The 22,412-nt window shown below is 74.4% G+C and carries 19 protein-coding genes and 2 tRNA genes; 9 read left to right on the top strand and 12 right to left on the bottom strand.

The window, feature by feature from the left end; genetic code table 11:
- The 6 genes from BXA05_RS18875 to BXA05_RS18850 form a co-directional block, all read right to left on the bottom strand.
- On the bottom strand, positions 1–423 hold a 423-nt coding region (locus BXA05_RS18875; RefSeq protein WP_280174316.1), incomplete at its 3' end, for a ClpX C4-type zinc finger protein.
- A gap of 202 nt (positions 424–625) precedes the next feature.
- A complete protein-coding gene (locus tag BXA05_RS18870) occupies positions 626–1,342 on the bottom strand; it encodes an ATP-dependent Clp protease proteolytic subunit (protein WP_021482022.1) in 717 nt (238 codons plus the stop codon).
- Positions 1,343–1,379: 37 nt separating this feature from the next.
- Complete coding sequence (locus BXA05_RS18865) at positions 1,380–2,027, bottom strand: ATP-dependent Clp protease proteolytic subunit (protein ID WP_044144211.1); 648 nt, start codon at positions 2,025–2,027, stop codon at positions 1,380–1,382.
- Between the two features lie 242 nt (positions 2,028–2,269).
- A complete protein-coding gene (gene tig / locus BXA05_RS18860) occupies positions 2,270–3,679 on the bottom strand; it encodes a trigger factor (protein ID WP_061269281.1) in 1,410 nt (469 codons plus the stop codon).
- Between the two features lie 166 nt (positions 3,680–3,845).
- Positions 3,846–4,802, bottom strand: a complete 957-nt coding sequence (locus BXA05_RS18855) for a DMT family transporter (protein WP_083712041.1) — start codon at positions 4,800–4,802, stop codon at positions 3,846–3,848.
- An 84-nt stretch (positions 4,803–4,886) separates the two neighbouring features.
- Positions 4,887–4,960: transfer RNA gene (locus BXA05_RS18850), tRNA-Pro, on the bottom strand.
- A 188-nt stretch (positions 4,961–5,148) separates the two neighbouring features.
- Between BXA05_RS18850 and BXA05_RS18845 the strand changes: the two genes are divergently transcribed.
- The 4 genes from BXA05_RS18845 to BXA05_RS18830 all read left to right on the top strand — a co-directional run bounded on the left by BXA05_RS18845 (position 5,149) and on the right by BXA05_RS18830 (position 8,470).
- Positions 5,149–5,219, top strand: a tRNA-Gly gene (locus BXA05_RS18845).
- Between the two features lie 453 nt (positions 5,220–5,672).
- Positions 5,673–6,608 (top strand): cysteine synthase A, encoded by a 936-nt coding sequence (cysK, locus tag BXA05_RS18840; RefSeq protein ID WP_021482934.1) that lies wholly within the window; start codon positions 5,673–5,675, stop codon positions 6,606–6,608.
- Position 6,609: 1 nt separating this feature from the next.
- Complete coding sequence (epsC, locus tag BXA05_RS18835; RefSeq protein WP_076406715.1) at positions 6,610–7,239, top strand: serine O-acetyltransferase EpsC; 630 nt, start codon at positions 6,610–6,612, stop codon at positions 7,237–7,239.
- Positions 7,240–7,420: 181 nt separating this feature from the next.
- Entirely contained in the window at positions 7,421–8,470 is a 1,050-nt protein-coding gene (locus BXA05_RS18830; protein WP_061269278.1) for an LLM class F420-dependent oxidoreductase, read from the top strand.
- A 19-nt stretch (positions 8,471–8,489) separates the two neighbouring features.
- On the opposite strand, the gene BXA05_RS18825 is transcribed toward BXA05_RS18830, so the two are convergent.
- Entirely contained in the window at positions 8,490–8,879 is a 390-nt protein-coding gene (locus BXA05_RS18825) for an MGMT family protein (RefSeq protein WP_083712040.1), read from the bottom strand.
- 67 nt (positions 8,880–8,946) lie between these two features.
- Here BXA05_RS18825 and BXA05_RS18820 point away from each other — a divergent pair, with 67 nt between their 5' ends.
- The gene (locus BXA05_RS18820; protein WP_076406714.1) at positions 8,947–10,287 is read left to right on the top strand and encodes a GNAT family N-acetyltransferase; all 1,341 of its coding nucleotides are present in this window, start codon (positions 8,947–8,949) and stop codon (positions 10,285–10,287) included.
- A gap of 36 nt (positions 10,288–10,323) precedes the next feature.
- On the opposite strand, the gene BXA05_RS18815 is transcribed toward BXA05_RS18820, so the two are convergent.
- Both BXA05_RS18815 and BXA05_RS18810 read right to left on the bottom strand, forming a co-directional pair.
- The gene (locus BXA05_RS18815) at positions 10,324–11,331 is read right to left on the bottom strand and encodes an Fpg/Nei family DNA glycosylase (protein WP_076406712.1); all 1,008 of its coding nucleotides are present in this window, start codon (positions 11,329–11,331) and stop codon (positions 10,324–10,326) included.
- Between the two features lies 1 nt (position 11,332).
- Positions 11,333–11,794: a ribose-5-phosphate isomerase gene (locus BXA05_RS18810; RefSeq protein WP_021482425.1), complete on the bottom strand. Its 462-nt coding sequence runs from the start codon at positions 11,792–11,794 to the stop codon at positions 11,333–11,335.
- A gap of 60 nt (positions 11,795–11,854) precedes the next feature.
- Between BXA05_RS18810 and BXA05_RS18805 the strand changes: the two genes are divergently transcribed.
- Positions 11,855–13,909: a M13 family metallopeptidase gene (locus BXA05_RS18805; RefSeq protein WP_076406710.1), complete on the top strand. Its 2,055-nt coding sequence runs from the start codon at positions 11,855–11,857 to the stop codon at positions 13,907–13,909.
- A gap of 69 nt (positions 13,910–13,978) precedes the next feature.
- Here the strand turns inward: BXA05_RS18805 and BXA05_RS19870 are convergent, their stop codons facing one another.
- Positions 13,979–14,923 carry a hypothetical protein gene (locus tag BXA05_RS19870; RefSeq protein WP_076406709.1) on the bottom strand — a complete coding sequence of 315 codons (945 nt, stop codon included), beginning with the start codon at positions 14,921–14,923 and terminating at the stop codon, positions 13,979–13,981.
- On the opposite strand from BXA05_RS19870, the gene BXA05_RS18795 reads away from it, so the two are divergent.
- Complete coding sequence (locus BXA05_RS18795) at positions 14,910–15,254, top strand: hypothetical protein (RefSeq protein WP_076406707.1); 345 nt, start codon at positions 14,910–14,912, stop codon at positions 15,252–15,254. The genes BXA05_RS19870 and BXA05_RS18795 overlap by 14 nt on opposite strands.
- Positions 15,255–15,362: 108 nt before the next feature.
- Here the strand turns inward: BXA05_RS18795 and BXA05_RS18790 are convergent, their stop codons facing one another.
- A complete protein-coding gene (locus tag BXA05_RS18790; RefSeq protein WP_372490699.1) occupies positions 15,363–16,007 on the bottom strand; it encodes a mycothiol-dependent nitroreductase Rv2466c family protein in 645 nt (214 codons plus the stop codon).
- A 208-nt stretch (positions 16,008–16,215) separates the two neighbouring features.
- Here BXA05_RS18790 and pepN point away from each other — a divergent pair, with 208 nt between their 5' ends.
- Positions 16,216–18,801, top strand: a complete 2,586-nt coding sequence (pepN, locus tag BXA05_RS18785; protein WP_076406706.1) for an aminopeptidase N — start codon at positions 16,216–16,218, stop codon at positions 18,799–18,801.
- Positions 18,802–18,968: 167 nt separating this feature from the next.
- On the opposite strand, the gene malQ is transcribed toward pepN, so the two are convergent.
- A complete protein-coding gene (malQ, locus tag BXA05_RS18780; RefSeq protein WP_076406704.1) occupies positions 18,969–21,146 on the bottom strand; it encodes a 4-alpha-glucanotransferase in 2,178 nt (725 codons plus the stop codon).
- A 90-nt stretch (positions 21,147–21,236) separates the two neighbouring features.
- On the opposite strand from malQ, the gene BXA05_RS18775 reads away from it, so the two are divergent.
- Entirely contained in the window at positions 21,237–22,379 is a 1,143-nt protein-coding gene (locus BXA05_RS18775; RefSeq protein ID WP_083712045.1) for a mechanosensitive ion channel family protein, read from the top strand.
- Positions 22,380–22,412: the final 33 nt, after the last annotated feature.

Below are 22,412 nucleotides of genomic sequence, written 5' to 3'. Positions count from 1 at the left end.
CAACATCCGCGCCAACGTCTGCGCCAGATACGTCTTGCCCGTCCCCGTCGGACCGATCAACAAGATGTTCGACTTCGCCAGCTCCACGTAGTCCGCGTCGTCCGGGTTCGAGGGCTTGGCCTGCTCGCCCGCCTGCACGCGCTTGTAGTGGTTGTAGACGGCGACGGCCAGGGCCCGCTTCGCGGCGTCCTGGCCGATGACGTACTGCTCGAGGAACTCGAAGATCTCCTTGGGCTTGGGCAGCTCCGTGAGGCCGAGCTCCGTCGCCTCGGCGAGCTCCTCCTCGATGATCTCGTTGCAGAGGTCGATGCACTCGTCGCAGATGTACACGCCGGGGCCCGCGATGAGCTTCTTGACCTGCTTCTGCGACTTGCCGCAGAACGAGCACTTCAGCAGGTCGGCACCGTCTGAGATACGAGCCACTACGCGTCTCCTTGTCCCGGTGACCGGTCCTCCGCCCGTCGGGTTCGACGGCGCGGGGCCCGGGCACGGCCGAGCGGGTCCTGCTCCCCATTCCACACCACGGGGCCCCCGTTGTCAGGTGGGCTCTCCGCACGGGGCGCAACGTGTCGCGCCGCCGACCCCGGCGGGGACGGCGGCGCGGCGCGTGGTCAGGCGGACCGGGTCACGGCTTGTTGACCGCGACGGCCTTGCGGCTCTCGAGGACCTGGTCCACAAGGCCGTACTCCTTCGCCTGCTCGGCGGTGAGGATCTTGTCGCGCTCGATGTCCTGGCGGACCTGCTCGACCGACTTGCCCGAGTGCAGCGCGAGGGTGTCCTCGAGCCACTCGCGCATGCGGATGAGCTCGTTCGCGTGGATCTCGATGTCGGACGCCTGCGCGTAGCCGCCACCCTCCATCGCGGGCTGGTGGATGAGCACGCGCGCGTTGGGGAGCGCGAGACGCTTGCCCGGCTGGCCCGCGGCGAGCAGCACGGCCGCGGCGGAGGCCGCCTGGCCGAGGCAGACCGTCTGGATCTGGGGCTTGATGTACTGCATCGTGTCGTAGAGCGCGGTCATCGCGGTGAACGACCCGCCCGGCGAGTTGATGTAGAGGATGACGTCGCGGTCCGGGTCCTGGCTCTCGAGCACGAGGAGCTGGGCCATGACGTCGTCCGCGGACGCGTCGTCGACCTGGACGCCCAGGAAGATGATGCGGTCCTCGAACAGCTTGGTGTAGGGGTCCTGTCGCTTGAAGCCGTAGGCGGTGCGCTCCTCGAACTGCGGGAGCACGTAGCGGGCGGACGGCGCACCGCCCGGCAGGGCGATGCCGCCGGGGCGGGCCGCGGGGCCGGCGAGGCGCTGGGCGGTGGACAGGTACTGGGACTCGGCGCTGAAGCTCACGGGTTCTCCTCGGTGAAGTCTGGTGTCCGGTGCGGGGTCAGGAACCCGTGGTGCCGCCGCCGCCGGTCACGGACGACGCGTTGGTGACGACGTGGTCGATGAAGCCGTACTCCAGCGCCTCCTGCGCGGTGAACCAGCTGTCCCGGTCGTTGTCCTTGAGGATCTGCTCGAGCGGCTTGCCGGTCTGCTCGGCCGTGAGCTCGGAGAGCACCTGCTTCATGTGCATGATCAGCTGCGCGTTGATGCGCACGTCGGTCGCCGTGCCGCCGATGCCGCCGGACGGCTGGTGCATCATGACGCGCGCGTGCGGCGTCGCGTACCGCTTGCCCTTCGTGCCGGACGAGAGCAGGAACTGCCCCATCGACGCCGCCATGCCCATGGCGATCGTCGCGACGTCGGGCTGGATGTACTGCATCGTGTCGTAGATCGCCATGCCGGCCGTGATCGAGCCGCCGGGCGAGTTGATGTAGAGCCAGATGTCCTTGTCCGGGTCCTCCGCGGCGAGCAGCATCATCTGGGCGCAGATGGCGTTCGCGTTCTCGTCGCGCACCTCCGAGCCGAGCCAGATGATGCGCTCCTTGAGGAGCCGGTTGTAGATGGAGTCGTTGAGTCCGAGGCCCGGACCCTCGGCGCGGTTCACCGGGGCCGTCGCGTCGGACGGCAGGTACAGCTCGTTCACATCCATCTCCTTCGTCGCTCCCGCGGGTCGCCCCCGCCTGCGCTGCCCTGGCCGGCCGGGACGGCGTCCCGGTCCAGCCGTGCTGCAGTGACCCTAACGCGGTCCGTGCCCGCCGTTCGTCCCGGCGGGCCGCGTTTTCGCTGACGGCGCACCAGCCACCACGCCCCTCGCCGACGACGACGGCCCGCACCCTCGCGTGGAGGCTGCGGGCCGTCGTGGGGACCGTCCGGCCGGGGGCCGGCGACGCGTCAGGCCTTCGTCGCGTCCTTCTCGTCGTCCTCGACCGGGGCGTCGGCGGCGGGGGCGGCCGAGTCGTCCACGAGCGCCTCCTCGACCGGCTCGCCCGCGACGTCCTCGACGGACTCGTCCGCGGCGGCGTCCTCGTCGTCCGAGCCGATGAACTCGGTCAGGTCGACGACGTTGCCGGCGGTGTCCTTGACCTCGATCTGGCGCAGCGCGACGGCGAGCGACTTGGAGCGCGCGACCTCGCCGACCATCGCGGGGATCTGCCCGCCCTGGTCGAGCGACTGGATGAACTGGTTCGGGTCCATCCCGTACTGGCGCGAGGCGCTCACGAGGTACTCGAGGAGCTCGTTCTGCGCGACCTTGATCTCGAGCTGCTCGGCGAGGGTGTCGAGCAGGATCTGGTTGCGCAGGGCGTCGGTCGCCTCGACCGTTACCTCGGCGCGGTGCGTGTCGTCCTCCAGGCGGCCCTCGGACTCGAGGTGGCGGTGCACCTCGGCCTCGACGGCGCCCGCGGGGACGGGGATCTCGACGGCGTCGTTGAGCGCCTTGAGCAGCTCGTCGCGCGCGGCGACGGCCTGGTTCGACGTCTTGATGCTCGCGACCTGCTCGCGCAGGTCCGCCGTGAGCTCCTCGAGCGTGTCGAACTCGGAGGCGAGCTGCGCGAAGTCGTCGTCGGCCTCGGGGAGGTCGCGCTGCTTCACGGACGTGGCGGTGACGGTGACCGCGGCCTCCTTGCCCTCGTGCTCGCCGCCGGCCAGCGGCGCGTTGAACGTGGTCGTCTCCTCGGCCGAGAGACCGGTGAGCGCCTCGTCGAGGCCCTCGAGCATGTTGCCCGAGCCGATCTGGTAGCTCACGCCGGAGACGGAGTCGACCTCCTCGCCGTCGATCTCGGCCTTCAGGTCGAGCACGACGAAGTCGCCCTCGGCCGCGGGGCGGTCGACGCCGACGAGGGTGCCGAAGCGCTCGCGCAGCGCGTCGAGGCGCTCGGTGACGTCCTCGTCCGTGACCTCGGCGGGCTCGACGGTGATGGCGAGCGAGTCGAGCGCGGGCAGCGTGATTTCGGGGCGGACCTCGACCTCGGCGGTGAAGACCAGCTGGCCCTCGCCGGCCTTCGCCGGGATCTCGGTGACCTCGACCTCGGGCTGGCCGAGGGGGCGCAGATTCTCCTCGCTCGCGGCCTGGCGGTAGAAGCCGGAGAGCGCGTCGTTGACGGCGTGCTCGATCACGGCGCCCCAGCCGACGCGCTGGTCGATGACGCGGGGCGGGACCTTGCCCTTGCGGAAGCCGGGGATGTTCACCTGCTCCGCGATGTGCTTGTAGGCGTGGTCGATGCTCGGCTTGAGCTCGTCGTACTCCACCTCGACGGTCAGCTTGACCTTGGTGGGGTCCAGGGTCTCGACGGCGCTCTTCACTTCGATGATCTCCAACTGATCGGGGCGGGCCGCGGGCGGCCGGGGACGGCACCGCACGCGGGCGTACGGGCAACCGTCCCATCGTACGCGAGCGGTCAAGCGCGCCCGACGCGCGGGTCTGTCCGCGATCCTGACCCGATCCTGACTTCGATCCCGACCCCGATCCTCACCTCGACCCGGGCCGTGGTCCCGGCCGGGGCACGACGAGCAGCACCGCGAGCGCGACGACCGCGGTCGCGACGACGGTCGGCCAGCGCAGCCCCACCACGCCGAGCACGTCGAGCAGGACCGCCATGACCATCTGGCCCCCGACGACGGTCAGCGTGAGGACGAACGTGCCGAGGTGGCGCACGGCGAACGCGGCCGCGACGGTGACGACCGTCCCGAGCGGCCCGCCCAGGTAGAGCCACCACTGCGGGGGCAGCACGACGCCGTCGAGCACGCCGAACGGGACGCCGAGCGCGCACACGAGCGTGATCCCGGCGAGCCCGCCCGTGACCGACGTGAGGGTCGCCACGACCGGGTCGCCCGTGAGCTGCGTGACGCGGCCGTTGCCCGCCTGCTGCCCGCACAGCACCGCGCCGCCCACGAAGAGCGCCGCACCGGCCGCGACGACCGCCCACCCGGGACCGCCCGCGCTGCTCCCGAGCACCGCGATGCCCAGACCGGCGAGCGCTGCGAGGCCGGCGCCCGCACGACGCGGCGTGAGCCGCAGCGGCGCGGGCAGGCCGACGCCCCGCGCGTCGAGCGCGAGCCCGGCGACGGTCTGGCCGGCCACGGAGCAGACGGACGCGACCGCGACCCCGACGAGGGGGATCCCGGCGGCCATCGCGACGACGATCGGCACGCTGCACAGCCCGACGGCGAACCACCACCACGAGGCGGACGAGCGCACGACGGCGAGCGTGGACCGGACGCGGCGGCGGGCGACCACCACGAGCACGGTCGCGAGGAGGGTGCCCACGTAGGAGAGCCATGCGGCGAGGACGGGCCCCGTGCCCGCGGCCCCGAGGTCGCCGTTGAGGCGTCCCTGGAGCGAGAGGACCGCACCGCTGCCCGCGGCGACGAGCGCGGCGAGGGTCACGCGGGCTGCCGGACCGGCGGTCGCGGAGGACGGGGTCAACGGGCACCTCCCGGGGACGGGACCGCCTCGACGGTCCGGACGTCGACGACGTCCCGCGGCGCCCCGCAGGGCGCCGCGCGAAGGTCGGGGTGACAGGATTTGAACCTGCGACCTTCCGCTCCCAAAGCGGACGCGCTACCAACCTGCGCCACACCCCGTCGTCCGCCACGGCGGGCGGACCAGGGGCAAGTGTACTGGCGGGACGGGGCGCGACCGACGGGCCGCCGCGTGGGGAACGCCGCGGCACGGGCGGCCCGCCGACGTTTGCTAGGGTGGCGGCCGCAGGTCGGTGGCACGCCGTCCCGGGCGGCCGCACAGGCCGACCACCGGGCGAGCCGAGGCCCGCGCGGGCGTAGCTCAATGGTAGAGCCCCAGTCTTCCAAACTGGCTACGCGGGTTCGATTCCCGTCGCCCGCTCCGTTCGTCCCACGACCCCACGGGCGCCCCGCCTCCCCGGCGAGGCGCCCGTCGTCGTTCCTGGGCCCCGCGGACGGCGTTGCAGGGCCGCGCCACGGACCGATAGCCTCGGGGCACGCGCGCCGTCGGCCCGCCCGGAGCTCCGGGCGACTCCCCCGGCGCGACCGACCAGGAGGAGCGAGGAATGACCGCGACGACCGCGCGTCCTGCATCGCTGCACCGCGCCGCGCCGCGCACCTCCTGTTGTCGCTGTCTCGGCTGCCGCTGACGACGGCCGTCCCCGCGTGCCCCGGCACGCCCGCGCACGCCCCTCGTCCCGCCCGAGCCCGTCCCGTCGCCCGCGCGCGCCCGCGCCGCCCCCGCGAGACGCTGGACCCCGGCCACCGGGCGCGCCCCGCTCCCCATCGGTACCCCCACCCGGCTCACCCCGAGCCGTCGACAGAAGAGGAAGACATGGCACGCATCTACGACGACGTCACGCAGCTCGTCGGCAACACCCCGCTGGTCCGGCTCAACAAGCTCACCGAGGGGCTCGGCGCCACCGTGGTGGGCAAGCTCGAGTTCTACAACCCCGCCAACTCGGTCAAGGACCGCATCGGCGTCGCGATCATCGACGCCGCCGAGGCGTCCGGCGAGCTGAAGCCGGGCGGGACGATCGTCGAGGCGACGTCCGGCAACACCGGCATCGCGCTCGCGATGGTGGGTGCGGCGCGCGGGTACGACGTCGTGCTCACGATGCCGGAGACGATGTCGAAGGAGCGCCGCGCGCTGCTGCGCGCGTTCGGTGCCGAGCTCATCCTCACGCCGGGCTCCGAGGGCATGAAGGGCGCGGTCAGCCGCGCGGACGAGATCGTCGCCGAGCGCGAGGGCGCGATCCTCGCCCGCCAGTTCGCGAACGAGGCGAACCCGGAGATCCACCGCCGCACGACGGCCGAGGAGATCTGGGCCGACACCGACGGCGCGGTCGACATCGTCGTCGCGGGCATCGGCACGGGCGGCACCATCACGGGCGTCGGCCAGGTGCTCAAGGAGCGCAAGCCCGGCGTGCAGATCGTCGCGGTCGAGCCCGAGGAGTCGGCCATCCTCAACGGCGGCCAGCCCGGCCCGCACAAGATCCAGGGCATCGGCGCGAACTTCGTGCCCGAGATCCTCGACACCTCGGTCTACGACGAGGTGATCGACGTCAACGCCGAGACCGCCGTCGAGTACGCGCGCCGCGCCGCCAAGGAGGAGGGCCTGCTCGTCGGGATCTCCTCGGGCGCCGCGATCGCCGCCGCGCTGCAGCTCGCCGCGCGTCCCGAGAACGCGGGCAAGCTCATCGTGACGATCATCCCGTCGTTCGGCGAGCGCTACCTGTCCTCCGTCCTCTACGCCGACCTGCTGGACTGACGTGACCGACCCCCACCCCCGCGCACGGACGGCCGGCCACCGGCTGCGCCGGTTCGTGCGCGTGCTCGGCGAGGACCTCGAGGCGGCCCGACGGCGGGACCCCGCCGCGCGCAGCCGCCTCGAGGTCGCTCTCGCGTACCCCGGCGTGCACGCCGTGTGGGCCTACCGGCTCGCGCACCGCATGTGGCGCGAGCCCCTGCTGCGCCTGCCGGCGCGGCTCGTGTCGCAGGCGGCGCGCGCGCTCACCGGCGTGGAGATCCACCCCGGCGCGCGCATCGGCCGACGGCTGTTCATCGACCACGGGATGGGCGTCGTCGTGGGCGAGACGGCCGTGGTCGGCGACGACGTCGTGCTGTTCCACACGTCGACGCTCGGCGGGCGCTCGATGAAGCGGGGCAAGCGGCACCCCACGCTCGGCGACCGGGTCGTCGTCGGCGCCGGGGCGAAGATCCTCGGGCCGGTGTGGGTCGGCGACGACGTCCAGGTCGGCGCCAACGCCGTCGTCGTCAAGGACGTGCCCCCGGGCGCGGTCGCCGTCGGCGTGCCGGCCACCGTCCGGATGCCGGCGGGCACGCCCGCCGCGCGGGAGGCCGTCGAGGACCCGTCGCTCCTCATCGAGTACGTCATCTGAGGAGGACGCCGGGGGCGGCCCCGGATCGGCTAGTGTGGTCGTGGGCGGTACCTGAGACCGCGCGTACCGGATACCCCCCTGCCCGGTGCGCCCTCGGGTACCGCCCGCTCACCGCCGGCCGCAGCCGCCCGTCCGTGGCCGCCGGTCCCGGCACCACGACCCTCGACGAGGAGGAGCGCGCATGCGCCTCGGCATCCACACCGGCTACTGGTCCGCCGGTCCCCCCGACGGCATCCAGGACGCGGTCGTCGCGGCCGACCGCCTCGGCGTCGACTCTGTCTGGACCGCGGAGGCCTACGGCTCCGACGCGTTCACGCCGCTGGCGTGGTGGGGCTCGCGCACGACCCGCATCCGCCTCGGGACCGCCGTCGCGCAGGTCTCCGCGCGCACCCCGACCGCGACGGCGATGGCCGCGCTGACGATGGACCACCTCTCGGGCGGCCGGTTCGTCCTCGGCCTCGGCGTCTCCGGGCCGCAGGTGGTCGAGGGCTGGTACGGCCAGCCGTACGCGAAGCCGCTCGCACGGACCCGCGAATACGTGCAGGTCGTGCGCGACGTCCTGCGCCGGGAGGCGCCCGTGACGTCGTCCGGCCCGCACTACCCCCTCCCCCTGCCCGACGGCGTCGGGACCGGGCTGGGCAAGCCCCTGCGCTCGACCGTCCACCCGCTGCGCGCCGACCTCCCGATCCACCTGGCGGCCGAGGGGCCGAAGAACATCGCGCTCGCCGCCGAGATCGCGGACGGCTGGCTCCCGCTGTTCTACTCGCCGCGCATGGACGCGACGTTCCGCGAGCTCCTCGCGGACGGCTTCGCGCGCCGCGCGCCCGAGCGCTCGCCCGAGTCCGCGTTCGAGGTGAGCGCGACCGTCCCCGTCGTCGTGCGCGAGCACGTCGAGCAGGCCGCGGACCAGGTGCGCCCGTTCCTCGCGCTGTACGTCGGCGGGATGGGCGCCAAGGGGGCGAACTTCCACCGCGACGCGCTCGACCGCCTCGGGTACGCCGAGGCGTGCGACGAGATCCAGGCGCACTACCTCGCGGGACGCAAGGACCTCGCGGCCGCCGCCGTCCCGACGGCGATGGTCGAGGACGTCGCGCTCGTCGGCCCCCCCGAGAAGATCGCGAGCGACCTCGCGGCGTGGCGCGAGACGGCGGTGACGACGCTCCTCGTCCAGGGCGACGCGACGGCCGTGCAGACGCTCGCCCCGCTCCTCGCGGCCCCGACCCCGGGCTGACCGGCCCGGCGCCGCGCGGTCAGCCGTCGGCGCCGGGGAACCACACCGCCCGGCGCAGGTCCACGCGACGCCCGTCGCGCGACAGCGGGCAGCCCTCGGCGCGGAGCTCCGCGAGCGCCGCGTCGAGGTGGTGCGCGGGCGGCGACCCCGCCGCGTTGACGATCCGCCACCACGGCACGGGGGTGCCGTCGTCGTCCACCCCGGACGACCCGGCGAGCACCTGCCCGACCTGGCGCGGGCCGCCCCGCCCCAGCGACTCCGCGACGATCTCCGCGACGAGCCCGTAGGTCATGGCCCGCGCGGGCGGGACGCGCCGCACGAGGTCGAGCACCGCGGTCGCGTACTCCTGGGCGAGGGCGCGAGGGTCGGCGCGGTCGTCGCCGCCGCGTCCGGGGGTGCGTCGTGCCATGGCGCCCGACCCTAGCCGTCGCGAATGTCCTGGCGCGAGCACGGCCCGGGACAGGAGGATCGGGGGCATGAGCGACCACCGACCCGCACGCCTCCCCGACGGCTACGAGCTCGTCCCCCTCACGTCCGCCGACCTGCGCGACGTGCTCGACCTCGACACCACGACGTTCCCCTCGCCGGTGGAGGTCGACGAGCTCGTCGACCTCCCGTTCCCGCTCACGTGGGAGCGCGCGCTCGGCGTGACGGTCGAGCGCGAGGACGCGGACGCGCCGCCCGTCGACGGCGCGCGTCCCGTGCGGCGCGAGCTCGTGGGGATGCACGCGTCGTACCCGTTCGCGCGCTTCCCGGTCCCCGGCGCGACCGCTCCGGTCGCGGGCCTCACCTGGGTGGGCGTCCACCCCGCGCACCGGCGGCGCGGCATCCTCAGCGCGATGATCGACACGCACCTCGCCCGGTGCCGCGAGCGGGGCGAGCCGGTCTCGGCGCTCTTCGCGGCGGAGGCCGCGATCTACGGCCGGTTCGGGTACGGCAAGGCGGCCGACGACGTGCGCCTCACCGTCCCGCGCGGCGTCGCGCTGCGCGACGTCCCGGGCGCGGAGCGGCACACCGTCCGCATCGAGCGCGCGGACCGCGCGCGGCACGGCGAGCTCGTCGCGACGATCCACGAGCGCGCGGGCGCCGACCCGACGGGCCAGGGCGCGGGCATCAACCGTCCGGGGTGGGCGACACGCGAGACCCCCGAGCTCCAGGCGACGTTCTGGGACGACGCCAAGGTCTGGCGCAAGGACCGCGAGCCCACGCGCATCGCGATCGTCGAGCTCGACGGCGAGCCGCGCGGGTACGCGCGCTTCCACCGCAAGCTCTCCTGGGAGGTGACGGGCCCGCGCGGCCCGGTGAGCACGGGCGAGGTCGTCGCGCTCGACGCCGCGGCCGCCCGCGCGCTGTGGGGCGTGCTCACCGACCTCGACCTCACGCACGAGGTGACGCCCTTCATGCTGCCGGTGGACGACGTCGTCACGAGCCTGCTCGTGGACCCGCGCTCCGCGTCGCCGCGCCTCGCGGACAACCTCTGGGTGCGGGTCGTGGACGTGCCCGGCGCGCTCGCCGCGCGCCGGTACGCCGCGGACGTCGACGTCGTGCTGCACGTGACCGACGAGCGACTGCCCGACAACGCGGGGCGCTGGCGGCTGCGGGCGGAGGCCTTCGGCCCGGCGACGGCCGAGCGGACCGACGACGCGGCGGACGTCTCCCTCGACGTGCGCGAGCTCGGCGCGACCTACCTGGGCGGGACGTCGCTCGCGGCCCTCGGCGCGGCAGGTCTCGTCACCGAGCACTCCCCCGGCGCGCTCGCGCGCACGAGCGCGGCCCTCGGCTGGCCCGTCGCCCCGGTGTGCAGCTGGGTGTTCTGACCGGGCGGGCGCACCCGGTCCCGGGTGCGCCCGCCGTCACGTCTGGCAGACGCCGCACCAGAAGAGGTTGCGCCCCGCGAGCTCCTTGAGGAGCACCGGCGTGCCGCACACCCGGCACGGCAGCCCGTCGCGGTGGTACACGTAGAACGCCTCGTCCGCGGGCACGGCGCCGGGAGCGACGTCCGTGTTCTGCCGCACGCGCCGTCGTCCCGCCCCCGCCTCGTCGGGGGCCTCGCCCGCGCCGTCGTCGCGGTGCTCGGGGCGCGTCGTGACGATCGCGCCCGTGCGCGCGCCGTCGCGCATGAGCACGACGAGGTCGTCCCACAGGCTCCGCAGGTCCTCCGCGGGCACGTCGCGGCCGGGGCGCATCGGGTCGAGCCCCGCCCGGAACAGCGCCTCCGCGCGGTAGATGTTCCCCACGCCCGCGACGACGTCCTGGTTCATGAGGAGCAGCCCGACGGGGCTGCGCGAGCGCCGCACCGCGGCGACGAACGCGTCGCGCGGGTCGGGCTCGCCGGGGCCCGGGTCGCGGATCGGGTCCGGACCGAGCCGGTCCTCGACCGCACGCTTCTCGTCGTCCGTGACGACCTCGCACGCCGTCGGGCCCGTGAGGTCCGCGACCGCGTGCGCGCCGACGAGCCGGACGCGCACGGCGCCGCGCGGCGGCGGGGGCGACCAGGCGTCGTCGGGCGCGCCGGGCACCTCCGCCGGGCCCGCCGGGACGGTCTCGCGCTCGCCGATCCGGCGCCGGGGCGCGCCGATCGCGTGCACGACGGCGGTGCTGCCGTCGCCCGCGAACGTCCACGCGCCGTAGAGGCCGAGGTGCACGCGGAGCCAGCGGACGTCGTCGGACGCGCCGCCCGGCCCGGCGAAGCCGAGGAACATCTGCTTGCCCCACGCCTCGCTCGCGACGAGCACGCGGCCGTCGAGCAGGGCGGCTCCCGCGGCGAACCGGCCCTGCGGGCTGCTCACCGCGAGCGGCTCGCCCGTGAACAGCTCACCGAAGGCGCGCGCGAGGCGGTGGACGGTGTGGCCCTCGGGCACGTCAGGCCGAGGTGCCGCGCGCCGCCTCGTACGCCGCGAGCTGGTCGATGCGGCGCTGGTGGCGCGGGTCGCCGCTGAACGGCTCCGCGAGGAACGCGTCGACGAGCGCGACCGCCTCGTCCACCGAGTGCTGGCGCGCGCCCACCGCGACCACGTTCGCGTCGTTGTGCTGGCGCCCGAGGCGCGCGGTCTCCAGGTTCCAGGCGAGCGCCGCGCGCACGCCGACGACCTTGTTCGCCGCGATCTGCTCGCCGTTGCCCGAGCCGCCGATGACGACGCCCAGCGAGCCGGGCTCCGCCGCCACCGCCTCGCCCGCCGCGAAGCAGAACGACGGGTAGTCGTCCTGCGCGTCGTAGGTGTGGGCACCGTGGTCGACGACGTCGTGACCCGCCGCCCCCAGGTGCTCGACGAGATGGGTCTTGAGCTCGTAGCCGGCGTGGTCCGCGGCGATGTGAACGCGCATGGGCTCATCATGCCCCAGCGGGCCCCCTCGCCGCCGGGGTGAGGCCGTAGCCTGAGACGCATGACACAGACCTCCCCGACGTCCACGCCTCCGTCCTCGTCCGGCCCGGCCGACGCGGCGCGCTCCGGCATCGACCTCGACGCGCTGGACCCCGCGGTCCGCCCGCAGGACGACCTGTACCGCCACGTCAACGGCCGCTGGCTCGCGACGCACGAGATCCCTGCCGACCGCGCGATGGACGGCGCGTTCCGGGCGCTCCACGACCAGGCCGAGGTGCACGTCCGCGAGATCATCACGGACCTCGGGGAGCAGGTCGCGGCAGGCGGCGCGGACGTCGGGCCGGACGCGGCGAAGGTCGGGGCCCTCTACGCGAGCTTCATGGACACCGAGCGGATCGAGGCGCTCGGCACCACGCCGCTGCAGCCCGACCTCGCGCTCATCGCGTCCGCCACGACGCAGGCCGAGCTCACCGGGGCGCTCGGCGCCCTCCAGCGTACGGGCGGCGCGGGCGCCGTCGGCTTCTGGGTCGACAACGACGCGAAGGACCCCGAGCGCTACGTCGCCTACCTCTACCAGTCCGGGCTCGGCCTGCCGGACGAGGCGTACTACCGCGAGGACCAGTACGCCCCGGTGCGCGAGAAGTACGTACCGCACGTCGCGCGCATGCTCGCGCTCGCGGGCGTCACGTCCGAGACGTGGGGCGCGTCGCCCGAGGACGCCGCCGAGCGGATCGTGGCGCTCGAGACGAGGCTCGCCGCGAAGCACTGGGACGTCGTGCGCGACCGCGACGCCGACCTCACGTACAACCCGCGGACGCTCGCCGCGCTCGTCGAGGAGGCCCCCGGGTTCGACTGGCGCGCGTGGGTCCTCGCGCTCGGCGCGCCGCAGGGCTCGCTCGACGACGTCGTGGTCCGCGAGCCGGACTTCGCGGCCGGGTTCGCCGAGCTCTGGGCGAGCGAGCCGCTCGAGGACTGGAAGCTGTGGATGGTGTACCACCTCGTCACCGCCCGGGCGCCCTACCTCTCCGACGACCTCGTCGAGGCGAACTTCGACTTCTACGGGCGCACGCTGTCGGGCGCGCAGGAGGTGCGCGAGCGCTGGAAGCGCGCCGTCTCCGTCGTCGAGGGCGCGCTCGGCGAGGCCGTCGGCGCGCAGTACGTCGCGCGGCACTTCCCGCCCGCGCACAAGGCGCGCATGGAGGAGCTCGTCGCCACCCTCGTGGCCGCCTACCGCGAGTCGATCACCACGCTCGACTGGATGACGGACCAGACGAAGGAGAGGGCGCTCGCCAAGCTCGAGGCCTTCACGCCGAAGATCGGCTACCCCGTGCGGTGGCGCGACTACTCGGCGCTCGTCGTCGACGCGCACGACCTCGTGGGCAACGTGCGCCGCGCCCACGCGTTCGAGCAGGACCGCGAGCTCGGCAAGATCGGGCGCCCGCTCGACCGCGACGAGTGGTTCATGACGCCGCAGACGGTCAACGCCTACTACAACCCGGGCATGAACGAGATCGTCTTCCCCGCCGCGATCCTGCAGCCCCCGTTCTTCGACCCCGAGGCCGACGACGCCGTGAACTACGGCGGCATCGGCGCCGTGATCGGCCACGAGATCGGTCACGGCTTCGACGACCAGGGATCCAAGTACGACGGCGCGGGCCGCCTCGAGGACTGGTGGACGGCGCGCGACCGCGAGGAGTTCGAGAAGCGCACGACGGCGCTCGTCGCCCAGTACGACGCGTACCGCCCCGCGCAGCTCGGCGAGGACGGCCCGCACGTCAACGGCGCGCTGACCATCGGCGAGAACATCGGCGACCTCGGCGGCCTGTCGATCGCGCTCAAGGCGTACCGCATCGCGCTCGGCCGTCCGCTGGACGAGGCGCCCGTCGTCGACGGGCTCACGGGCATCGAGCGCGTGTTCCTCGGCTGGGCCCAGGTGTGGCAGTCGAAGGGACGGGACGAGGAGGTCGTGCGCCGCATCGCGACGGACCCGCACTCGCCCAACGAGTTCCGCTGCAACGGGGTCGTGCGCAACGTGGACGAGTTCTACGACGCCTACGACGTGCAGCCGGGCGACGCGCTCTACCTCGCCCCCGAGGAGCGCGTGCGCATCTGGTGACCCCGGACGCGCGAAGGGCCCGCGGCGGGTCGTCCCGCCGCGGGCCCTCCTGCGTGGTGGTCGGGCCGGTCAGAGCGTCCGGATGCCCGCGCGCGCGATGGTGAAGCCCTTGCCCGTGGCGTCGTCGCGGCACGTCATGCCGGTCTCGGCGCTGTCGCACGTGAAGGGGCCGACCGTCGTGGACGTGCCGTAGTCGAGGATCGCGGTGTCCCCCGGCGCGGGCTGCGGCTGCTCCGCCGCGGGCACGCACGGCTGGTCGACGCTGCCGTCGGCGTCCAGGACGACCTTGTAGCCGACCGTGCCGTCGCACCCGTCGACCGGGGCGGGCTGCGTGCCGAGCTGGGCGATCATGCACGTCGCGCTGACGTCGGTCACCTCGCACGTGATGTTCCGCGACTCCGACGCGAACGTCTCGGACACCGTGGGCTCGGCCGGTGCCGTCTCCTCGGCGCCGTCCGTGGCGGTCGCCGCCGGGGACGTCGACGCCCCGCCGAGCGGTTCCTCGTCGCCGCCGCCGAGCAGCGAGATCGCGAAGACGATCGCCCCGAGGACGAGCAGCGCGTCGACGACGATGAACGCGATCCACCCCGCGCCGAGCCGGTTCGAGCCGCGACCGCCGCCTCCTCCGCTGCGCCCGTCGCGCCGACCGGTCGACGGTCCGGACGGGGCGCCCGCCCCTCCCGACGTGGTGCGCGGGGCGGCGGCGGCCGGGGCTGCCGAGGCCGGCGGGTGGTAGGCGGGCTGCTGCGCGGGCGGCGTGGCGGCCGCGTAGGCGGGCTGGGCGGTCGGCTCGTACGCCGCGGTCGCGCCCGCGTACGGACCGGCCGCAGCGTGACCGGCCGCCGTGTCGCCCGGCGCGTAGCCGGGACGGCCCGCGGCCGTCCCGACCGGGGCCGCGACGCCGAACCCGTTCTGCTCGGTCGCGTAGCGCACGCGCTGCGGCGGCACCGGCGACGGCGAGGGCGCCGGGACCGCGGGCTGTGCCGCCGTCGGGAGCTGGGTGATCGGCGTCACGTGCTGGACCGTCGTCGCCTGGAAGGACGCCGCCGACGCGACGACGGTCGGCTGGCCGTCCGCGGGCGTCGCGCGCGGCGCCTGGGCCGTCGGGCCGCTCGTCGGGGCGAACGAGGGCGGCCCCGAGGTCGCGTGCGCGGGCACGGGGGCGAACGCCGTGGTCGGCTGGGCGTCGTCACGACCGACCGCGGCCCCCGGGACGCCGCCGGGGGGCGGCGGCGGCGGTGGCACGGGTGCGTTCGGGGACATGCTCGGCTCCTCGCGGGCTTCCTCGGCGGTCTCGCCCGGCGCGACCGGGCGGCGGGCGCTCCTGGAACCGCCCGCGAACTGACGAAGCATGGCACGAGCCACCCGCACCGGTCGAACCCCGGGATCCCCACCACGCCCACGCCCCCGCGGTCTGCACGACGTCCGCACGACGGCGGCGCCGCGCCCGACCTCAGTCGAAGACCGGACCCTGGGTGCGCGTGCGCTTGAGCTCGAAGAAGCCCGGCGTGCTCGCGACCAGGACGCACCCGTCCCACAGCCGCCCGGCGGCCTCGCCCTTCGGCGCGGGCGTCACCACGGGACCGAAGAACGCCGTCCCGCCGAACGCGACGACGGGCGTCCCGACGTCCTCACCGACGCGGCCGATGCCCTCGGCGTGCGACGCGCGCAGCTGCTCGTCGTAGGCGTCGGAGCCCGCCGCCTCGGCGAGCGACGCGGGCAGGCCCACCTCCGCGAGCGCCTCGAGCAGCACGGCGTCGTAGTCCGTCCGCCCGCCCGGGTGCAGGCGCGTCCCGATCGCGTCGTAGAGGGGCTTGACGACGTCCTCGCCGTGCTCGACGCGCGCGGCGGTGACCACGCGCACCGGGCCCCACGCCTTCGCCATGAGCTCGCGGTACTCCTCCGGCAGGTCCCGGCCCTCGTTGAGCACCGCGAGGCTCATCACGTGCCAGCGGACGGTGACGTCGCGCACCTGCTCGACCTCGCCCATCCAGCGGCTCGTCATCCACGCCCACGGGCACACGGGGTCGAACCAGAAGTCGGCGACGCGCACGTCGTCCTCGGTCGCGGTGGGGTCGGTCGTCGCGGTGAGCGTCACGGGGCGGTCTCCTTCGTCGTCGGGCGCGCCCGGGGTCCGGGTCGCCGGGGGCGCGGCGGCCGGGCCGACGGCGTCCCCACCCCGTTCCGACACCGCGCGAGGGCAGCGTATTCCCGGGAGCGGGCGCGGGCACGCGTGGGATGATCGTCCGTGGCCCACAGGCCGCCGTCGAGGCCGACCGGCCCGACCACGAGACCGAGGAGATGCAGTGCCCGGAGAGAACCTCACCCGCGCCGAGGCGAGCGAGCGCGCGGCGATCGTCGACGTCCAGTCCTACGAGGTCGACCTCGACCTCACGACGGGGGCGACGACGTTCGCGTCGACGACCGTGGTGCGGTTCACCGCGACCGAGGGCGCGAGCACGTTCGTCGACCTCGTCGCACCGACCGTGCGCGAGGTCGTGCTCAACGGCCGTGCGCTCGACCCGGCGCAGGTGTTCGCCGACTCGCGCGTCGCGCTCGACGGCCTCGCGGCCGACAACGAGCTGCGCGTCGTCGCCGACTGCGCGTACACCAACACGGGCGAGGGCCTGCACCGGTTCGTCGACCCGGTCGACGGCGAGGTCTACCTCTACACGCAGTTCGAGGTCCCGGACTCGCGGCGCGTGTTCGCCGTCTTCGAGCAGCCCGACCTCAAGGCGACGTTCGCGTTCACGGTCACCGCGCCCGCGGCGTGGGAGGTCGTGAGCAACCAGCCGACGCCCGCGCCCGAGGCGCTCGGCACGAAGGCCGACCCGACCGGCACCGGCACCGGCGCCGGCGACGTCGAGGTCGCGCGCTGGGCGTTCGAGCCGACGCCGCGCATCTCGTCGTACATCACCGCGCTCGTCGCGGGGCCGTACGTCGTGGAGCGCAGCGAGCTCACGTCGTCCGACGGCCGCACGATCCCGCTCGGGGTCTTCTGCCGCGCGTCGCTCGCCGACCACATGGACGCCGACTACGTGTTCGACAAGACGCGCGAGGGCTTCGCGTTCTTCGAGTCCGCGTTCGAGCACCCGTACCCGTTCGACAAGTACGACCAGCTCTTCGTGCCCGAGTACAACATGGGCGCGATGGAGAACGCCGGGTGCGTGACGTTCACCGAGACGTACGTCTTCCGGTCCAAGGTCACCGACGCGGTCAAGGAGCGTCGCGTCGTGACGATCCTCCACGAGCTCGCGCACATGTGGTTCGGCGACCTCGTGACCATGAAGTGGTGGAACGACCTGTGGCTCAACGAGTCGTTCGCGGAGTACGCGTCGACGCTCGCGACCGCCGAGGCGACCGAGTGGCGCGAGGCGTGGACGACGTTCGCCGCGATGGAGAAGTCCTGGGCCTACCGCCAGGACCAGCTGCCCTCCACGCACCCCATCGTCGCGACGATCAACGACCTCGAGGACGTGTTCGTCAACTTCGACGGCATCACCTACGCCAAGGGCGCGTCGGTGCTCAAGCAGCTCGTCGCGTGGGTCGGCAAGGAGCAGTTCCTCGCCGGCGTCGCGGCGTACTTCCGCAAGCACGCGTGGGGCAACACCGAGCTGCGCGACCTGCTCGTCGAGCTCGAGGCCACGAGCGGCCGCGACCTCACTGCGTGGTCCGCGCTGTGGCTCGAGACCGCGGGCGTGAACACCCTGCGGCCCGAGTTCGAGCTCGACGCCCACGGCCGCTTCACCACGTTCTCCGTGGTGCAGACGGCGGCGGCCGACCACCCGACGCTGCGCCCGCACCGGCTCGGGATCGGCTTCTACGACCTCGTCGACGGCGTGCTGACCCGCGTGCACCGCACGGAGGTCGACGTCGCCGGCCCGCGGACCGAGATCCCCGAGCTGCTCGGCCTCGACCGCCCGCAGCTCGTCCTGCTCAACGACGACGACCTCGCGTACGCGAAGATCCGCCTCGACCCCGCGTCGCTCCAGGTCGCGACCGAGCACCTCGCGGACCTCGCCGACCCGCTGGCCCGCTCGCTCGTCTGGGGCTCCGCGTGGGACGCGACGCGCGACGGCGAGACCCCGGCGAGCGACTACGTGCGCCTCGTGCTGGGCAACATCGCCCGCGAGACCGAGTCGACGACGATCCGTACGACGCTCAACCAGCTCGCGCTCGCCGCGAAGACGTACGTGGCCCCGGAGCGCCGCGAGGAGACGCTCGCGCACGTCGGCGACGTGCTCTGGTCGCTCGCGCAGGACGCGGCCCCCGGCTCCGACCTGCAGTTCCAGCTCGTGAAGTTCTTCGCGCACCTCGCGTCGACGCCCGCGCACGGCGAGGCTCTGCGGTCGCTGCTCGACGGCTCCGCTGCCCTCGACGGGCTCGAGATCGACACCGACCTGCGCTGGGAGATCCTCGAGGGGCTCGTCCTGCTCGACCTCGCGGACGACGCCGAGATCGAGGCGACGCTCGACGCCGACTCGACCGCCACGGGTCAGCAGTCCGCCGCACGGGCCCGCGCGACGGTGCCCACCGCCGCGGCGAAGCGCGCCGCGTTCGACCGCCTCGTCGGCTCGGACGACGCCCCCAACGCGATCGTCCGCGCCACCACGCTCGGGTTCCAGCACGTCAACGACCCCGAGTCGCTCGCCCCGCTCGTCGGCGCGTACTTCGACGCGCTGCTCCCCCTGTGGGACCAGCGGTCGTACCACATCGCCGAGGCGCTCGTCACGGGCCTCTACCCGGCCCCGCTCGCGAGCACGGTGCTGCGCGACGCGACGCAGGAGTGGCTCGACGCCAACGCCGACGCCGCCCCGGCGCTGCGCCGGCTCGTGGTGGAGAACCTCGCCGGCGTCGAGCGCGCCCTCGCGGCCCAGGCCGCCGACGCCTGACCCCTCGGGTCAGCACCCCTCACGACCGCGCCGGGTCGCTCCGCACGACGGGGCGGCCCGGCGCTCGTCGTCCCGCGCGGGTCCGCGACCAGGCGGTACCGGCGCGGCGAGCAGGCGATCCCGGCGCGTGCGGCGAGCAGGACGGACCAGGACGGCCGGCTCGGCGGTCAGAGGGAGTCGTTCATCGCCTTCGCGAGCGAGCGCAGGCGTGCGGAGTCGAACAGGTCCTCGAGCAGGACGAGGTTGCCCGACGAGTCGCCGAGCGGCACCTTCCAGTTCGGGTACTCCTGGTCCGTGCCCGGCTGGTTCTGCGAGCGGCGCTCCCCCACCGCGTCGGCCAGCGAGACGCCGAGCAGCACCGCCGGGGTGCTGCGGACGAGGCGGTGCAGGGCCTCGACGAGCTCGCGCTCGGACGGGTCCTCGCCCACGAGCGAGCGCTCGCGCAGGAACGCGATCATCGCGTCCCGCTCGGCGCGCGCGGCCCGCCGCACGTCGGCGACGTCCTCCGTGAGCACGCCCAGACGGTCCCGCAGCTCGACGTGCTCGCCCGCGAGGTACCCGGCCGTGGGCGGCAGGTCGTGCGTCGTGACGGTCGCGAGCGCGAGGCGCCGGTAGTCCTCCGGGGGCAGCGGACGGCCGTCGTCGGTCTTCTCGAACCACAGGACGGACGTGCCGAGGACGCCGCGGTCCGCGAGGTAGTCACGCACCCAGGGCTCGAACACGCCGAGGTCCTCGCCGATGACCATCGCGCCCGCGCGGTGCGCCTCGAGGCACAGGATGCCGACGAGGGCCTCGTGGTCGTAGCGGACGTACGCGCCCGCGTCGGCGCGCGCGCCGCCCGGGATCCACCACAGCCGGAACAGGCCGATGACGTGGTCGATCCGGATCGCGCCCGCGTGCCGCAGGACGGTGCGCAGCATGTCGCGGTACGGAGCGTACCCGGCCCGCGCGAGCGCGCGCGGGTGCCACGGGGGCTGGGACCAGTTCTGCCCCTGCTGGTTGTACATGTCCGGCGGCGCGCCGACGGACACCCCGGTGGCGAGCACGCCACGGTGCGACCAGACGTCGGCGCCCTCGGGGTGCACCCCGACCGCGAGGTCGTGCATGATCCCCACCGACATCCCCGCCTCGCGCGCGGTGCGCTGCGCGACGCGGAGCTGCTCGTCGGCGACCCACTGGAGCCAGCAGTAGAACTCGACGCGGTCGGCGAGCTGCTCGCGCAGCGCCGCGACGGTCGGGCCGTTCGGGTCGGACGCGCCGGGCGGCCAGTCCCGGTCGCCGTAGTGGTCGGCGAGCGCGCACCACGTGGCGAAGTCCTCGAGCCCCTTGCCCTGCTCGGCGCGGAACGCGTCGAGCGACGCCTGGCGGGCGGTGGACCGGGGCGCGGTGAACACGACCTCCAGCGCTGCCTTCTTGGCCTCCCACGCGGCGTCGCGGTCGATGGGACCGGGGTCGGTGTCGAGGTCGCGCACCGGGTCGAACGCCCACTCGACGAGCGAGCGGTCGGCCGCGGACAGGTACCCCGTCTCGCGGATGTCCTCGACCCTGATGTACAGCGGGTTGACGAAGCGGCGGCTCGTCGGGAGGTAGGGCGAGGGCGTCATCGGCGTGCGCGGCTCGGCGGCGTGCAGCGGGTTGACGAGGACGAAGTCCGCGCCGGCCTCGTGCGCGGCGAGCCAGGCGAGGTCGGCGAGGTCGGCCAGGTCGCCGACGCCCCACGACGCGCGCGAGCGCACCGAGTACAGCTGGGCCATGAAGCCCCACGCGCGCCGTTCCGCGACGGCGACGGGCAGCTCGAGCCGCTGCGGCGTCACGACGAGCGTCGCGCGCGCGTGGGCGCCGTCGCTCTCGGCGTGCAGGTCGTGCCACCCGAGGGGCAGGTCGGCCGGGATCTCGAACGTCGCGCGGCCGACGCGCCGGCCGTCGACGGTGCGCGGCTCGACGAACACGTCGAGCTGGCCGAGGTCGCGGCGCTCCCGGGGGGCGCGCGCGGCGTGGTGCCCGGCGACGCCGGAGCGGCCCTGCTCCGCCTCGAGCTCGACCCACACGTCGACGGCAGCGCCGTCCTGCACGTGCACGGGGACCGGCACGGCGTCACCCTGCCGCACGACGACGGTCGGGGGCAGCATCTGCCGCCACGCGTCGTCGCGCGAGTGCTCGAGGCTGACGGCGACCTTCTCCGGGGACGACGCGGGGACGCCGAGGGCCTCCAGCACGGCGACGAGGGTCGAGGCCCGGACCTGGCGGCGCGTCCCGTCGAAGTCCCAGAAGTCGGACGCGACGCCGTGGGCGTCGGCCAGCTGCACCAACGGCTCGGGCAGGTCCGTCTGCGGGGGTTCGCTCACGCCTGCATCCTGCCAGACCAGGGCCTTGCGAGCAGGACGATCGCCCGGCGTGCCCGGGGCGCTCTCATGTGCCCCGGGTACCCTGCCCGCATGTCCCTCCCCCTTCTCGCTCCTGCCGTGCGCGTGCCCGCGGAGGTCCCGGAAGAGCTGAGCAACGGCTTCGACCCGAGCAACCCCGACGACTGGTTCGAGTGGTTCGTCGGCCTCCCGCTGCGCGTGCTGCTCATCGTCGTGATCGGGGCGCTCGTCCTCGCGGTCGTGCGCCGGCTCATCCGTCGCGTCTCCGAGCACATCGCCGAGGGCACGCCCACGCTCCGCGGCAAGCGGCTCAAGGGCCTCGGCGGCTCCGAGGTGGGCAGCGTGCTGCTGCGCGCGAACCCGCTCGCGAGCGCTCGCCGGGCCCAGCGGGCGCGGACCGTGGGCTCGGTGCTGCGCTCGACCGCGAACATCGTCATCGGCGCGACGATCGTGCTCATGGTGCTCACCGAGCTCGGCGTGAACATCGCGCCGTTCCTCGCGTCGGCCGGCATCGCGGGCGTCGCGCTGGGCTTCGGCGCACAGAGCCTCGTGAAGGACTTCCTCTCGGGCACGTTCATGCTCCTCGAGGACCAGTACGGCGTCGGGGACACGGTCGACTTCGGCGAGGTCACGGGCACCGTCGAGGAGGTCGCGCTGCGCGTGACGAAGGTCCGCGACGGCAACGGCACGCTGTGGTTCGTCCGCAACGGCGAGATCCTGCGGACGGGCAACAAGACCCAGGAGTGGGGTCGCGCGGTGGTGGACGTGCGCGTCGCGTACTGGGCCGACGTCGAGGTCGTGCGCGCGGCGCTGCTCGCGGCCGCGGAGGAGGTCGGGAGCGACCCGGTGCTCGGCACGTACTTCCTCGAGCCGCCCGAGGTCACGGGCATCGAGGCCATGACGGCCGAGGCGCTGCAGCTCAGGGTGCAGGTCAAGACGCAGGCCGCGATGCAGTGGGAGGTGGCGCGCGCGCTGCGCTCGCGCGTCCGGCAGGCGCTGTCCGACGCCCGCGTCCCGCTGGCCGGGGCGCAGCAGGTGGTCGTCCTCGACCACTCGCCGTCGCTGCCCGACGACCGGGCCGACAACCGAACCGACGCGCGGGCCGACGACCGGCCCGACGACACGGGCGACCGGTCCGCGCAGGCGGCCCGCGAGCGGCGCGGCGCCGCCGCGGCGACCGTGGTGCAGGACGCGGCGGGCGGCCCGGCGTCCTGAGCCGCGCGGCGCCGTCGGGCACGACCACGACGG

This window comes from Cellulosimicrobium funkei, from assembly GCF_900155925.1.
GTDB classification, from domain to species: Bacteria; Actinomycetota; Actinomycetes; order Actinomycetales; family Cellulomonadaceae; genus Cellulosimicrobium; species Cellulosimicrobium funkei.
Note: the sequence above shows the minus strand (reverse complement) of the source record. Positions and strands in the feature narration are given on the sequence as shown.

Coding starts and splice junctions, on each gene's coding strand:
- BXA05_RS18865 (WP_044144211.1), bottom strand. CDS start 2,027: ATGGATGTGAACGAGCTGTACCTGCCGTCCGACGCGACGGCCCCGGTG.
- cysK (WP_021482934.1), top strand. CDS start 5,673: ATGGCACGCATCTACGACGACGTCACGCAGCTCGTCGGCAACACCCCG.
- BXA05_RS18830 (WP_061269278.1), top strand. CDS start 7,421: ATGCGCCTCGGCATCCACACCGGCTACTGGTCCGCCGGTCCCCCCGAC.
- BXA05_RS18825 (WP_083712040.1), bottom strand. CDS start 8,879: ATGGCACGACGCACCCCCGGACGCGGCGGCGACGACCGCGCCGACCCT.
- BXA05_RS18820 (WP_076406714.1), top strand. CDS start 8,947: ATGAGCGACCACCGACCCGCACGCCTCCCCGACGGCTACGAGCTCGTC.
- BXA05_RS18810 (WP_021482425.1), bottom strand. CDS start 11,794: ATGCGCGTTCACATCGCCGCGGACCACGCCGGCTACGAGCTCAAGACC.
- BXA05_RS18805 (WP_076406710.1), top strand. CDS start 11,855: ATGACACAGACCTCCCCGACGTCCACGCCTCCGTCCTCGTCCGGCCCG.
- BXA05_RS18775 (WP_083712045.1), top strand. CDS start 21,237: ATGTCCCTCCCCCTTCTCGCTCCTGCCGTGCGCGTGCCCGCGGAGGTC.